Consider the following 12,260-nt stretch of genomic DNA (forward strand, 5'->3'; position numbering starts at 1 on the left):
GCCGCTCGTCCTATTACTACGCACCGGTGCCGGAAACGGACGAGACGCTGGCGCTGATGACGGTGATCGACGAGACCTTCATGGAATGCCCATGGTACGGCAGTCGCCAGATGGCGCGGCACCTGCGGCGTGCCGGACACGAGATCGGTCGCAGGCGGGCGCGGCGGCTGATGGCGAAGATGGGGCTGACGCCGATCTACCAGCGGCCACGCACGAGCGATCCGCACCCACAGCACCGGGTCTATCCGTATCTGCTGCGCAAGCTGGCGATCGAGCGGCCCAACCATGTCTGGTGCGCCGACGTGACCTACATCCCGATGCGTCGGGGCTTCCTCTACCTGGTCGCGATCATGGACTGGGCCACACGCAAGGTCTTGGCCTGGCGGCTGTCGAACACGATGGATGCCGGCTTCTGCGTTGCGGCGCTGGAGGAGGCGCTGGCCCGCTACGGCAAGCCCGAGATCTTCAACACCGACCAGGGCAGCCAGTTCACGTCGCAGGCCTTCACCAGCGTGCTGCGCGAGGCCGAGGTCCGCATCAGCATGGACGGCCGGGGGCGGTGGATGGACAACGTCTTCATCGAGCGGCTCTGGCGGTCCCTGAAGTACGAGTGCGTCTACCTCCATGCCTTCGAGACCGGCTCCGAGCTGCGTGCTGGCCTTGGCCGGTGGATCACCTATTACAACACCCAGCGTCCGCACTCGGGCCTAGCCGGACGAACCCCGGTGGAGGCCTATCGGCGGATCGGGCAATCAGATCATGGGGGGCATGCCCCCCATGATCTGATGATCAAGAAGGCGGCATAACGACAACCGGGATTAGCTTAACTCAGCCGCCAAACTGTCCAGGAAGGCGGGACCACCTCAGTCTTCTTCGCCATTACGTAGATCTACGCGGCTGCTGTTGTCCTCTGGAGTACGGGCGAAATTCCTCTGCCAGTTACCCCGATGAGCAGCATCCACCGCTACGCGCATCGCCAGCGTGTCGCTGAGCGGCCCACTCACGTAGGCGGTACCGCGCACTTCGCTGAAACGTCCGTAGCTGGCGTCCACCCCAGCTTCCAAAGTATCGGTCGGTTTTGCAGCGACATAGTTGATCGCGCCGCCAGTCGAGTTTTGACCGAAAAGCGTACCCTGCGGCCCCTTAAGCACCTCGACACGCTCAAGGTCGAACATGGAATGCCCAGCCAAGACAGGGAATGGCATTGGCGCTTGATCGAGGGAGATACTAACTGCAGGATATACGGCAAGAGCATCAGCGTTATAGCCAACCCCACGCAGGGTGTAGACGGGCGTACCATGGGTTGAGGGCGCGAGAGCCAAGCTTGGCACAGCTTTTGCCAGTTCGTCGGGCCTCACGATATTACGGGTCTCCAGCATATCGCCAGAGAAGGCTGAGACACTCACACCTACCTTACTGAGGCTTTCACTGCGCTTGTTCGCAGTAACGATAATTTCACCGAAGTCGTCGGCTTGCTGAGCGTTAACGTCATCTTGTGCAAATGCGACACCCGCAAAACCCATGACGGACGCCCCAGCGAGCATGATCGCCAGACGCTTCGACAAATAATATGCCATCTCAATTTCCTTCCCAAGCGATCGACCGTTCAGTAGCTGCGCTCATGACGGTCAATTCGTTATATTTTTGATCAAACGATCAATCTTGCAATCCGCCACTCGACGGCCAAACGAATCAATGCGGCCTCTAACCCCAGATAATTCCTGCGGTTCTCACAGCTTCCATCCAAATTTTCGGACTTGAGCGCATCAGCCACGAACGCATCTTTACTGATCATCCGATCAGTAGCAAGCTTTTTTCTAGCGTGAGGGCGATTGCCGAGAGGCCCGACAATCGCCAGTCACTCTCACTTCACATTGAAGACCGTTTTTTGGCCAAACCCTCTGAGTTCAACCGAACAGCTTGCTAGCCACCTCAGCAACACGGCGCCCCTGATACTGAGCCCCAGCCAGGTCGACTTCGCTGGGCTGACGACTACCGTCGCCACCTGCAATTGTCGTGGCCCCATAAGGCGCGCCGCCAACGACCTGACTATTGTCCATTTGCCCCGCAAAACCGTAATCGAGACCCACGACTGTCATACCAAAGTGCATAAGATTGGTGATGATTGAAAACAGCGTTGTCTCTTGCCCGCCATGCTGGGTGGCGCTGGAAGTGAATGCTGCCCCCACTTTTCCATTGAGCGCGCCGCGAGACCAAAGACCGCCGGCCAGATCAAGAAAGGCAGCCATTTGCGATGACATGCGACCAAACCGAGTGCCTGTGCCAACAATCACGGCGTCATAGTGCTGAAGCTCATCAATCGAGGCGATCGGAGCAACCTGGTCAAGCTTGAAATGCGCCGCCCTAGCAATCTCCTCCGGAACCGTTTCCGCCACCCGCTTAATGTCGACCTCAGCTCCGGCACTGCGAGCGCCTTCAGCGATCGCAGTAGCCATCGCTTCGATATGGCCGTAGCTAGAGTAGTAAAGGACGAGAACCTTAGCCATGGACTTAACCTTTCAAAAATTGCATTATCTATATATTACTTATAACGTGTGTATTTTTACTAATTAAGTGTTGGCTACTTCTAGAGAATATTGGAGTCATTCATAACAAGAGCGAGCACTCAACAGCACCTACCGCATAGCCGTTACTGATCGGCTGATCAATAAAAGATTGAATGTGTTCCGCCAGCAAGTTCGGGCGGGCAGCCTAGCCAAGGAGGGTGAGGCAATGCTGGGCTCGCTCAGTAGACTAAGACCTGAATCAGTGCACAGTTATGGTTAGGGAAGAAGATGCACTGATAGGTGTTGCCGTTAGATGAGGCTTCCAGTAGTTGAGGGTGCATGTCAGAAAAAACTAACCGCGACGGGCTAAAAACTGTGCCTTCGAGTCCGAATAGCAGTACCGCATCCAAAGCTAAGCCCGCGCGCCGCACTCGTCGCCCTGAAGAAGTACGAGGGCGGATAATGGCGGCGGCTCTACATGCCTTTGCTACAGCCGGCTTTGATGGGGCATCAACACGGGCGATCGCCAGCGATGCACAAGTATCGATTTCGCTGCTCGTCTATCATTTTAAAACTAAAGAGGATCTCTGGCGAGCAGTCCTTGAAAACATCGCATCAATGGCGACAATGAAGCAACTCTTAGCGAACGCCACATCTGAAATGTCGGCCGCGAAAAGGCTCATGATCGCCATTCGAGGACTGGTGGAATTGTTTGCCGAAGTCCCCGAACTACACAGGCTCATGACTCTGGAAGCGCATCAACCTTCCGAACGGCTAACTTGGATAATCGAGAATGTGAACCGCAAGCCATTTGACGCAATGTGCGCGCTGATCACCGAAGCACAAGCGGAAGGAGCGGTTCACAAACTTAGCCCAGAGCGATTGAGGTTCGCAATCGTAAGTATGGCCGCGGTCCCATTTTCGGTTTCCGCCGAGTATCAGTTCCTGACCAAGCGCAATCCATTCTCCAAGATTGAAATCGAAGCCACCATCGACATGATCTATAAAATGATCTTCATTCAAGAACCATAAGTCTAAACCGGCTTTAGAGCAGCGACCACCTTACGCGAACTGAACTGCCAACCATAATCCGTTTTCACAAATATATCGTGAAACTCACCTAGCGCGATAGGATCTACCATAGGTGGTGCGCCTTCGCCTTCGTGGTTTAGGCTATATAACGTAAAATAGGTGACTGACGTCGCACTAGTCCCGTAGACCTCGCGGAAGCTCGGTGGACTACAGACATGACGGGTTACCAGAGATGCTGGTCTGCTGGACCAATGTGCCGCAATTTCCCCGCGTCCGTTGGAGACCAGATCGGGACGATCAATTTTACCGTCTTCGGTAAACAGGGCTACCGCTTTATCAAATTCGCGATGATCGACATAGTATGCGTAATCGGCGATCAAGGCCGCGCAGGCGGATCGGATCTCGGCGCATGCATTCAGCGCGTTATTCATGCGATTTCCTTTTCGATATCCGCGGGAAGAGAAATGCCGACCAATTTCTGAAGGATAGGGCGCCAGTCGGACGGCATGCAGTCACCTCGCCAAGCGATATGGCGATCTGGCCGCACCAAGAAGAGGCGCCCCTCAAGCTTTTGGGTAACCGACTCAACTTCCAGCCGCACGATTTTGAATGGCATTCCAATCAACTGTGCCAAAACACCAATATTGCCGATCTCATCCACTCCAATTGCGACCAGCGTGAAGCCGTGTCCAAACAGGTCTGCAATCGACTGACCGCTGTCCAAATAGTAATTAGGGAAGCGGCAGCCAGGTATCGTACTGGGCACGCACCGCTCTGGATCGAAGACCGGCTCTACAGCCTCGCTAACAATGCGTTCAGAACCGCAATAATTGAAACCGTGTTCGATGCCCCAACTTTCGTTTTCCATGTTGCCCAGTGCAGCAATTTTTTCCCCGAGCGCGATTCGCTTCAACGCTGCTTCAGGTGACTCAAGATCGCCTTCCGCTTCGGCTAGGTGGATTTGCTGCCCAATCTGCTGTCGGACAGCCATATGGCGGCCCGCCGCATCCCGATTTCGTAAGGCGACAGGCCGACGCTCGGCTTCATAGCTGTCAAGTAAGGGTGCCGCAGCCCAGCCATTGACGACCGCAGCGAGTTTCCAACCTAGGTCTAGCGCGTCTCCAACACCGGTGTTCATACCGTAACCACCGGTTGGGATGACTTGGTGAGCGGCATCGCCGGCAATGAACACTCGACCAGCACGATAGCGATCGGTTACCGTCATGTGCGGCTTCCACGGATTCGAAACGAGGATCTCGACCTCGATTTCGGCTCCAACAAAGTTCCGCAACAGTTCCCGTGGATCCGAATCTGGAGGGGCGAGAACATGAAGCGTCCAGACGTCATCGCCGTTCTGGGAGATGAGCGTTCCCTTGCCAGTTTGGAGATGGAACACAGGCCCGAAGCGGGTCAGTAGGTCGCTTCGGGCAACACGAAAGTGGATCATATAAAATTCGGCAATGGCATGTTCGCCCTCGACCTCCATGCCTGCAGCATCACGAACACAGCTACCGCCACCATCACATCCGACTAGGTAATCACAACAGATGTCCATGGTAGCCGATCCGTCGGTCGCGACTATGCTGGCGACCACTCCGGCATCCATTTGCTGCAGGCTTTCGAACGCCCAGCCGAACCGGAGGTCGATCAGCGGCGACGCCTCGAGTTGAGCCTTCAGCGCGGGCTCGAGTACCACCTGCGAAACCCGCATCGATGGTTCGGACGTCGTCGTGCCGTCATTAACCACTCTGGCGATTTCTCTGGCGGCATTCGGGCTCGGATAAGCGAACCGATGAAGTACGTGCCCAACCGGCGATGTCGCCCAGACTATATCCAGTGGCTGATCTGAAGGGACGCCCACCGCTCGCAATTCATCGACAATGCCCAACGAGCGAAAGATTTCCATGCTACGGCCGTTGGTGAGATCCATCTTAGGATGGCGGGTTGTGTTCAAGTTTCGCTCAACGACGATGGACGGTACATCGTGCCGCGCAAGTGTGAGCGCCAAAACCATGCCAACTGGACCGGCCCCCACAATCAAGACAGGGTTCTTTGTGTTCATCACGCTGCTCTCCCAATCCGCCCGGCCTATCAACCTTTGGCTACCGTATTTTCGATGTATCCGAGCCCATCTATTTCGACCCGCACCCTATCTCCGACCTCGAGGTATTGAGGAGGAGACATCGCGCCCCCCACCCCGCCCGGCGTTCCAGTGAAGAACACGTCACCAGGCTCGAGGGTCATCGCTTTACTAAGGTGCTCGACTTGCTGCGCCGGAGTGAACAGCAGATGTTGCGTATTCGACTGTTGCCGGACCTCATCGTTGACATAGCTTCGGATCGGCAAGGAAAGCGGATCGATCTCGTCTGCCGTAACGATCCATGGGCCGTAGGGAGCATGAGTGTCGAAGGATTTGCCAATAGAGAACTGGCCCGTTCTAAGTTGCCAATCGCGCACACTAATATCGTTGCCCACGCAATAGCCAAAAATGGCGTCTGAGGCATCACCAGCATTCGCGTAACGGATGCGCTTGCCAACAACGAAAACCAACTCGGCTTCGTAATCGAGCGCCTTTGAAACTCTAGGCAATTCAATGTCCTGGTAGGGTCCCGCCACAGTAGTATTTGCCATCACGAACCAAGTTTGCTCTTCGGGGACAGGTGACCCGCTCTCTTCAATATGATCTCTATAATTGAGGCCAATGCCCCAAATTTTCCCAGGCCGCTCAACTGGTGCTAGAAAAGCTACATCACCGGTCCGACAGTCGGCGCGCCCACGCAATTTCTCCGCCTGACTTCGCAGATCAGCCCAATGCTCGATTAGGTGCGCCATATCGCCGTTAAGGCGCTCGATCCGGTCCGACAGATGGACAACGCAATCGCCTTCAACCACGCCAATTCGGACCCTACCTTCAAACTCGTACCGCGCCAGGCGCATCAACTCTCTCCCGTGAAGCGGCGCCTTCAGCCCGCATATCCATTCCCCACCATTACTGATCTACTGAACAATAGCAAGGAGGATTCTTGTCAGATTACGCAGGCAAATTTGAGCTTTCGCGCTACTATTTTGTTTGCTACTGATCACCTGAGCAGTAAGAGGTGATTGAGATTCGAAAGGCAGAGTTTCGTCACGGCCCCTAAATGACCTCCGCCGCAGGCAAATGAGGCTTTGGGCCGCTGACTGTCGAAGCTTTGCGACATTCGAAGTGCATGGAAATGCACGGTCCCAGCGGCAACAGCCGCACACGACGGGCGGAAGACCCGAGAACGTACACAGAGAGGATTACGCGTTGTCAAAGGTGATCATAAGCTGCGCGGTGACTGGGGCAGTCCACACTCCAACCATGTCCCCACATTTGCCGATCTCGCCCGATCAGATCGCCCGTCAGGCAATTGATGCGGCGGAAGCAGGGGCGGCAGTCTTGCATCTCCATGCCCGCGACCCCGAAACTGGCAGGCCGACCGCCGATCCTGACGTGTTCATGCAGTTTCTGCCAAGAATCAAACAGGGCACTGATGCAATCGTGAACATCACCACCGGTGGCGGACAGGGCATGTCGATGGATGACCGGCTGGCCGCCCCCCTCCGAGCGTCGCCTGAACTTTGCTCACTGAATATGGGTTCAATGAACTTTGGCATGTACCCAATGCTACAGCGCTATCAAACGTTCAAGCATGAGTGGGAGCCGCTTCATCTCGAAGCATCGCGCGACTGGGTGTTTAAGAACACTTTTAAGGACATCGAGGAGATTTTACTAAGGCTGGGGCAAGGGCATGGCACTAAGTTCGAGTTCGAATGCTATGATACCGCTCACTTGTATACGCTGGCACATTTCCTTGACCGGAAGCTCGTCACTCCACCGCTTTTCGTTCAGTCGATCTTCGGCATCCTAGGCGGCACAGGCGCCGATACAGAAAATCTCCTTCATTCGAGAAGGATCGCCGACAAGCTTTTCGGGGACCAATATCATTGGTCGGTCATGGCTGCTGGCCGCCACCAGCTCCCGTTCATAACCATGGGCGCGCTCAACGGCGCGAATGTCCGCGTAGGACTCGAGGATTCTCTCTATGCCGGGAAGGGGCGACTGGCCACCTCGAACGCTGAGCAGGTTCGGTTGATCCGTTCGATCCTTGAGCCCCTCGCAATCGACATCGCTACCCCCGCCGAGGCACGTGAGATGCTGGCCCTAAAGGGCGCCGACAACACTTCCTTTTGATCTGTCGCCCGCCTCTCACACCAACATATGGGGATGCGAGCGCCTCCTTCGATCGGATGTGCAAACGGCGGAACCGACCAATATCTGCGAGTTCATGAACCATGAATAGTTTGAGACGAACAACTGGGCCAACGCGCATTTTATCTGCCGCGCTTCAATCATCGAGAAGAGCATGACTGCAATGTCCGAAAACTCTTCTTTCAATATCGCTGAACGGGTGGAGCACTTTGTCAGGAGTATCGTGACGCCCTACGAGGCTGACGACCGTCGCACCGCCCACGGCCCACAAGAAGAACTTGTTCACGAATTGCGCGCCAAAGCGCGTGAGGCCGGCCTGTTCAATCCGCATATATCTGCTGGAGGTGAGGCGCTCTGTCACCGGGAGATGGTGCCCATATTGCGCGCATCCGGCCTGTCGCCCCTAGGACCGTTGGCTCTCAATACGGCGGCCCCGGATGAAGGCAACGTGCATCTCTTGAGCAAGATCGCGACCGGCTCGCAACGAGTGCGCTTTCTTGAGCCCCTTCTTGCAGGCAAAAGGTCCGCCTTTCTTATGAGTGAGCCGGCATCGGAAGGCGGCGCGGGATCCGATCCGACGATGCTAAAAACCATCGCTCACCGGCACAACGACACGTGGGTAATAAACGGGCGCAAGGCATTCATCACCGGTTTTGCCGGCGCGGAGGCTGCCATCCTGATGGCCCGTACTGATCGGGGTGATGGCAAAATGGCGGCGACAATGTTCCTCGTCAAACTTCCTAATTCTGCAATCCACATCGATAGGGTTCCCGTTACGATCGACAACTCGATGCCTGGCGGGCATGCGACACTTACCATCACTAATTTGATCGTGAGCGATGAGGACATTCTGGGTGCGCCGCATGAAGGATTTGCATATGCGCAGTTACGCTTGGCCCCCGCACGCCTGACCCATTGCATGCGCTGGCTTGGTGCGGCCACCCGCGCGCATGAGATCGCGACGGAATATGCCGTTGGACGAAGGGCTTTCGGCAAGTCCTTAATCGAGCATGAGGGTGTCGGCTTCATGCTAGCCGACAACCGGATCGCGTTGAAACAAAGCGAACTGATGATCGGCTGGTGTGCCGACCTCCTTGATACCGGTGAAAAGGCGAGCATCGAAAGTTCGATGGTAAAAGTCGCAGTGTCGGAAGCCTTGTTCAGTGTTGCCGACCGCTGTGTACAGATCATGGGCGGCACCGGAGTGTCTGCGGACACCGTCGTGGAGCAAATTTTCCGCGAGATCCGTGCGTTCCGAATTTATGATGGACCTACCGAAGTCCATAAATGGTCTATCGCCAGGCAGATCGCACGCGAAAGTGAGCGGCCATGACCGCAAAGACCGAACCAGAAGCTCGGAACCACGCCTTCGCGGACGGAATCGATGTCAACCGCCTCAACGAGTGGCTCCACCGAGAGGTATCCGGCTTTGAAGGGGTAACTCTGCTTGAGCGATTTAGCGGAGGCCAATCCAACCCGACATATAAACTGATTACACCCGATCGCCGATATGTGCTGCGACGGAAGCCTGCCGGTCTGATCGTTAAAGGAGCCCATGCGATCGAACGGGAGGCCCAAATAATGTCGGCGCTTGCTAGTACGAAAGTGCCAGTCCCGCGGGTTTATGCGGTTTGCGACGACAGTTCGATTATCGGCACCCCTTTCTATTTGATGGAAATGGTGGACGGTAGAAATTTCGTCGATCCAGCACTTCCCGGATTAGATCAGAACGCAAGGAATGCCATCTTTGACGCCCAGAACGCGACGATCGCAGAATTGCACTCGATCGATCCAGTTCGGATTGGCCTAGATAATTACGGCCGCCGAGATAAGTATCTTGAGAGACAGATCGCGCGTTGGTCCAGTCAGTACACCAGCGACCATATCGCTCCAAGAAATGCCGATCTCGACTGGCTTGTCGATTGGCTGCCGGCTCACATACCAGCCGACGATGAGACAACTATCGTGCACGGCGATTTCCGCCTTGATAATCTCATCTTCGATCCCCTCGAACCCAAAGTGATCGCCGTCTTAGATTGGGAGTTATCGACACTTGGACACCCCTTGGCCGATTTCGCTTATCACTTGATGACGTACCGGATGCCACGATTGACGATCGCAGGACTCGCGGGCCAGGATTTAGCCAAGCTCGGCATTCCAGCGGAGGCGGACTACGTTTCCAAATATTGCGCTCGCACGGGCCGAAGTTCCATCCCGGATCTACCGTATTATCTGGCCTTCAACCTCTTCCGTTTCGCGGCCATCATCCATGGGATTCATGGACGGCTGATACGCGGCAACGCCGCTTCAGCGCGTGCGGCAAGCTTGGTGCAAGATCTCCCAATCATCGCTCAGCTCGCACGCAAAGAGGCCGCATTAGTATGACCAACCGACAGATTTGGCTTCGATCTACACCCAATTCCGTACCGGCCGAAGAGCATTTCGCCATTCGGGAAACCGAGGTTCCGACGCCTGCCGAAGGACAGTTCCTAATTCGAAACGCCTTCCTGTCCGTCGACCCTGCTATGCGTGGCTGGCTCTTGGACGAAGGGAATTATCTTCCAAGAGTTAGCCCGGGCGACACGATGCGCGCATTCGCGGTCGGAGAAATCATTCAATCCCGAAATCCCGACTTCACACAGGGCGAGTACATCGTTGGCCTGTTTGGTTGGCAGGAATATGCTGTAGCCAGTCCAGAACAAGTTTTACTCCGCGTAACGGAGCGCGACCTCCCACTTTCAACCGCACTTGGCGTACTGGGCCTTAATGGAATTGCCGCCTATTTCGGCCTTCTTGAAATTTGCGCGCCGCGCGCAGGGGAAACTATCGTCATTTCGACAGCGGCAGGGGCAGTGGGTTCCTGCGCAGGCCAGATCGCCAAAGCCTTAGGTTGTAGGACAGTGGCAATCACCGGAGGCGAAGATAAACGTCGCAGGTGCGTCGATGATTTTGGCTTCGAAGTTGCGATCGATTATAAGGCCGAACACAATCTCGAGCATGCACTCGCCCAAGCCTGCCCTAATGGCATCGACTGCTATTTTGACAATACGGCAGGTCCAATCAGCGACGCCGTTCTTGCCAATCTTGCACTTGGCGGCCGGGTCGCAATTTGCGGCACGGCAGCGCTTGCCGCTTGGTCACCGTGGCCTCAAGGGCCAAGGGTTGAGCGCCATTTGCTAACCAAACGGGCCAGCATGAAGGGCTTTATCGCCCTCGATTACAAGGACCGTTTCCCTGAAGCGATAACTCACGTCGCCGAATTCGTTCGTTCCGGTAAGATTCGATACTTTGAAGATATACTGGACGGTCTTGAGGCGGCACCAAGCTCAATTGAGCGCTTATATTCTGGGCGTAACAAAGGAAAACTTGTCATACGCCTTTAATATAGAGACTTATAGACAATTAATTTGTGGGAGATAAAAATGCAAAAGGAATTGCTTGCAGAAAAAGTCGCGATTGTTACCGGTGCCTCAATGGGTCAAGGTGCAGCTGAAGCAAAACTATTTATCGAAGAGGGCGCCAAGGTTATATTGGCGGACATTGATCCTAATGGCGAAGAAATAGCTAAGGAACTAGGAGACAATGCTCTTTTCGTCCACCACGACGTGAGCAAGGAAGATAGTTGGAGTAACCTAGGCCCTGTTGACAAACTGATTGGTCCAGAGGCGGGCGGCGGCGATATGTATGAAGCCGAGATAGCTTGCTGAGGTTTTGTCGTATCGGGTTGCGAGGCGGCGCGAGCATTTGAGCTTGGCGAAGCACCGCTCAATACGGTTCCGCAAGGCGTAGGTGACGGTGTCGTGCGGGATCGGCTCTTTGCGATTGGCCTTGGCCGGGATCACTGGTGTTCCGCCACGCTCGGTGATCGTTGCCCGGATATGATCGCTGTCATAACCCCGGTCAGCCAGGAACACGCGAGCCGTCGGCAGGTCATCGTCGACCAGAGCATCGAAGCCTTTGAAGTCAGATACTTCACCTCCCGTTACTTCCGCCCGGACAGGGAGGCCGTGAGCGTTGGTAATGAGATGGATCTTGGACGTGAAGCCACCTTTTGAACGGCCAAAACCCTGTCTTTGAGTCCCCCTTTTGCGCCCGCTGCCAAGTGGTGCGCGCGGATCACGGTGCTGTCGATCATCTGGACGCTGTCTGGCGCTGCGCCGCTATCGTTGAGGGCATCGAGCACCAGTTCCCAAAGTCCGGCCAGGGTCCAGCGCCGGAACTGGCGATACACGCTCGACCACTTGCCGAACTCTTCAGGCAGATCACGCCAGGCAGCACCGGTTCGAGCAATCCAGAAAATACCATCGAGAACAAGGCGGTGGTTGGAGGCCGGGCGACCGCCTTGCCCCCGGATCGCTATCAAAAAGGGTTCAAAGAATGCCCACTCGGCATCCTCCATCAGCAACCGCGCCAAGATAACCTCCGCAAAAGCTATCTTGAATCACATCTCGCAGCGATTGTGAATCCAGTTTGTCAACAGGGCCTAG

The 12,260-nt window shown here is 55.5% G+C and carries 14 protein-coding genes; 7 read left to right on the forward strand and 7 right to left on the reverse strand.

All coding sequences use genetic code 11. The annotated features are described in order from the left end of the window. A partial coding sequence (locus tag A9D15_RS04645; protein WP_066762217.1) for an IS3 family transposase occupies positions 1 to 806 on the forward strand: 806 nt, incomplete at its 5' end. Between the two features lie 57 nt (positions 807 to 863). Here A9D15_RS04645 and A9D15_RS17045 read toward each other — a convergent pair. The 3 genes from A9D15_RS17045 to wrbA form a co-directional block, all read right to left on the reverse strand. After that, positions 864 to 1,577: a TonB-dependent receptor plug domain-containing protein gene (locus A9D15_RS17045; RefSeq protein ID WP_066762314.1), complete on the reverse strand. Its 714-nt coding sequence runs from the start codon at positions 1,575 to 1,577 to the stop codon at positions 864 to 866. Positions 1,578 to 1,648: 71 nt separating this feature from the next. Further along, on the reverse strand, positions 1,649 to 1,774 hold the full coding sequence (locus A9D15_RS17050) for a hypothetical protein (RefSeq protein WP_268237110.1): 126 nt from the start codon (positions 1,772 to 1,774) through the stop codon (positions 1,649 to 1,651). 133 nt (positions 1,775 to 1,907) lie between these two features. Beyond that, positions 1,908 to 2,507: an NAD(P)H:quinone oxidoreductase gene (wrbA, locus tag A9D15_RS04655; RefSeq protein ID WP_066762317.1), complete on the reverse strand. Its 600-nt coding sequence runs from the start codon at positions 2,505 to 2,507 to the stop codon at positions 1,908 to 1,910. 339 nt (positions 2,508 to 2,846) lie between these two features. On the opposite strand from wrbA, the gene A9D15_RS04660 reads away from it, so the two are divergent. Continuing rightward, positions 2,847 to 3,539 (forward strand): TetR/AcrR family transcriptional regulator, encoded by a 693-nt coding sequence (locus A9D15_RS04660; protein ID WP_066762325.1) that lies wholly within the window; start codon positions 2,847 to 2,849, stop codon positions 3,537 to 3,539. Between the two features lie 2 nt (positions 3,540 to 3,541). Here A9D15_RS04660 and A9D15_RS16205 read toward each other — a convergent pair whose 3' ends face one another. Genes A9D15_RS16205 through A9D15_RS04670 form a run of 3 tightly spaced genes read right to left on the reverse strand, consistent with a single transcriptional unit; the run spans position 3,542 to position 6,476 of the window. After that, on the reverse strand, positions 3,542 to 3,970 hold the full coding sequence (locus tag A9D15_RS16205; protein WP_082924266.1) for a nuclear transport factor 2 family protein: 429 nt from the start codon (positions 3,968 to 3,970) through the stop codon (positions 3,542 to 3,544). Further along, positions 3,967 to 5,601, reverse strand: coding sequence for an FAD-dependent monooxygenase (locus tag A9D15_RS04665; protein WP_066762328.1), 1,635 nt, complete (start codon positions 5,599 to 5,601; stop codon positions 3,967 to 3,969). Before A9D15_RS04665 ends, A9D15_RS16205 begins: the two co-directional genes overlap by 4 nt. Before the next feature lie 29 nt (positions 5,602 to 5,630). Further along, the gene (locus tag A9D15_RS04670; RefSeq protein WP_066762332.1) at positions 5,631 to 6,476 is read right to left on the reverse strand and encodes a fumarylacetoacetate hydrolase family protein; all 846 of its coding nucleotides are present in this window, start codon (positions 6,474 to 6,476) and stop codon (positions 5,631 to 5,633) included. Between the two features lie 352 nt (positions 6,477 to 6,828). On the opposite strand from A9D15_RS04670, the gene kce reads away from it, so the two are divergent. The 5 genes from kce to A9D15_RS04695 all read left to right on the forward strand — a co-directional run bounded on the left by kce (position 6,829) and on the right by A9D15_RS04695 (position 11,480). Further along, entirely contained in the window at positions 6,829 to 7,755 is a 927-nt protein-coding gene (gene kce, locus A9D15_RS04675; protein ID WP_229660442.1) for a 3,5-dioxohexanoate:acetyl-CoA acetone transferase, read from the forward strand. A 172-nt stretch (positions 7,756 to 7,927) separates the two neighbouring features. Then, complete coding sequence (locus A9D15_RS04680; RefSeq protein ID WP_066762337.1) at positions 7,928 to 9,106, forward strand: acyl-CoA dehydrogenase family protein; 1,179 nt, start codon at positions 7,928 to 7,930, stop codon at positions 9,104 to 9,106. Next, entirely contained in the window at positions 9,103 to 10,158 is a 1,056-nt protein-coding gene (locus A9D15_RS04685; RefSeq protein ID WP_066762341.1) for a phosphotransferase family protein, read from the forward strand. Before A9D15_RS04680 ends, A9D15_RS04685 begins: the two co-directional genes overlap by 4 nt. Further along, positions 10,155 to 11,156 carry an NADP-dependent oxidoreductase gene (locus A9D15_RS04690; RefSeq protein ID WP_172807466.1) on the forward strand — a complete coding sequence of 334 codons (1,002 nt, stop codon included), beginning with the start codon at positions 10,155 to 10,157 and terminating at the stop codon, positions 11,154 to 11,156. Before A9D15_RS04685 ends, A9D15_RS04690 begins: the two co-directional genes overlap by 4 nt. 39 nt (positions 11,157 to 11,195) lie before the next feature. After that, positions 11,196 to 11,480, forward strand: coding sequence for an SDR family NAD(P)-dependent oxidoreductase (locus A9D15_RS04695; RefSeq protein ID WP_066762350.1), 285 nt, complete (start codon positions 11,196 to 11,198; stop codon positions 11,478 to 11,480). On the opposite strand, the gene A9D15_RS16210 is transcribed toward A9D15_RS04695, so the two are convergent. Continuing rightward, a protein-coding gene (locus A9D15_RS16210; RefSeq protein ID WP_425304720.1) for an IS5 family transposase occupies positions 11,406 to 12,172 on the reverse strand; the annotation gives its coding sequence in 2 pieces (ribosomal slippage) (positions 11,406 to 11,851 and positions 11,851 to 12,172; 768 coding nt in all). The genes A9D15_RS04695 and A9D15_RS16210 overlap by 75 nt on opposite strands. Positions 12,173 to 12,260 lie beyond the last annotated feature (88 nt).

The organism is Croceicoccus pelagius, assembly GCF_001661915.1.
In the GTDB taxonomy this organism is placed as follows: Bacteria; Pseudomonadota; Alphaproteobacteria; order Sphingomonadales; family Sphingomonadaceae; genus Croceicoccus; species Croceicoccus pelagius.

What these genes read in the sequence shown, in the direction of transcription:
- A9D15_RS16205 (WP_082924266.1), bottom strand. Translation starts at nt 3,970, where the DNA reads ATGAATAACGCGCTGAATGCATGCGCCGAGATCCGATCCGCCTGCGCG.
- A9D15_RS04685 (WP_066762341.1), top strand. Translation starts at nt 9,103, where the DNA reads ATGACCGCAAAGACCGAACCAGAAGCTCGGAACCACGCCTTCGCGGAC.
- A9D15_RS04680 (WP_066762337.1), top strand. Translation starts at nt 7,928, where the DNA reads ATGACTGCAATGTCCGAAAACTCTTCTTTCAATATCGCTGAACGGGTG.
- A9D15_RS04695 (WP_066762350.1), top strand. Translation starts at nt 11,196, where the DNA reads ATGCAAAAGGAATTGCTTGCAGAAAAAGTCGCGATTGTTACCGGTGCC.
- wrbA (WP_066762317.1), bottom strand. Translation starts at nt 2,507, where the DNA reads ATGGCTAAGGTTCTCGTCCTTTACTACTCTAGCTACGGCCATATCGAA.
- A9D15_RS04665 (WP_066762328.1), bottom strand. Translation starts at nt 5,601, where the DNA reads ATGAACACAAAGAACCCTGTCTTGATTGTGGGGGCCGGTCCAGTTGGC.
- A9D15_RS04690 (WP_172807466.1), top strand. Translation starts at nt 10,155, where the DNA reads ATGACCAACCGACAGATTTGGCTTCGATCTACACCCAATTCCGTACCG.
- A9D15_RS04670 (WP_066762332.1), bottom strand. Translation starts at nt 6,476, where the DNA reads ATGCGCCTGGCGCGGTACGAGTTTGAAGGTAGGGTCCGAATTGGCGTG.
- A9D15_RS17045 (WP_066762314.1), bottom strand. Translation starts at nt 1,577, where the DNA reads ATGGCATATTATTTGTCGAAGCGTCTGGCGATCATGCTCGCTGGGGCG.
- A9D15_RS04660 (WP_066762325.1), top strand. Translation starts at nt 2,847, where the DNA reads ATGTCAGAAAAAACTAACCGCGACGGGCTAAAAACTGTGCCTTCGAGT.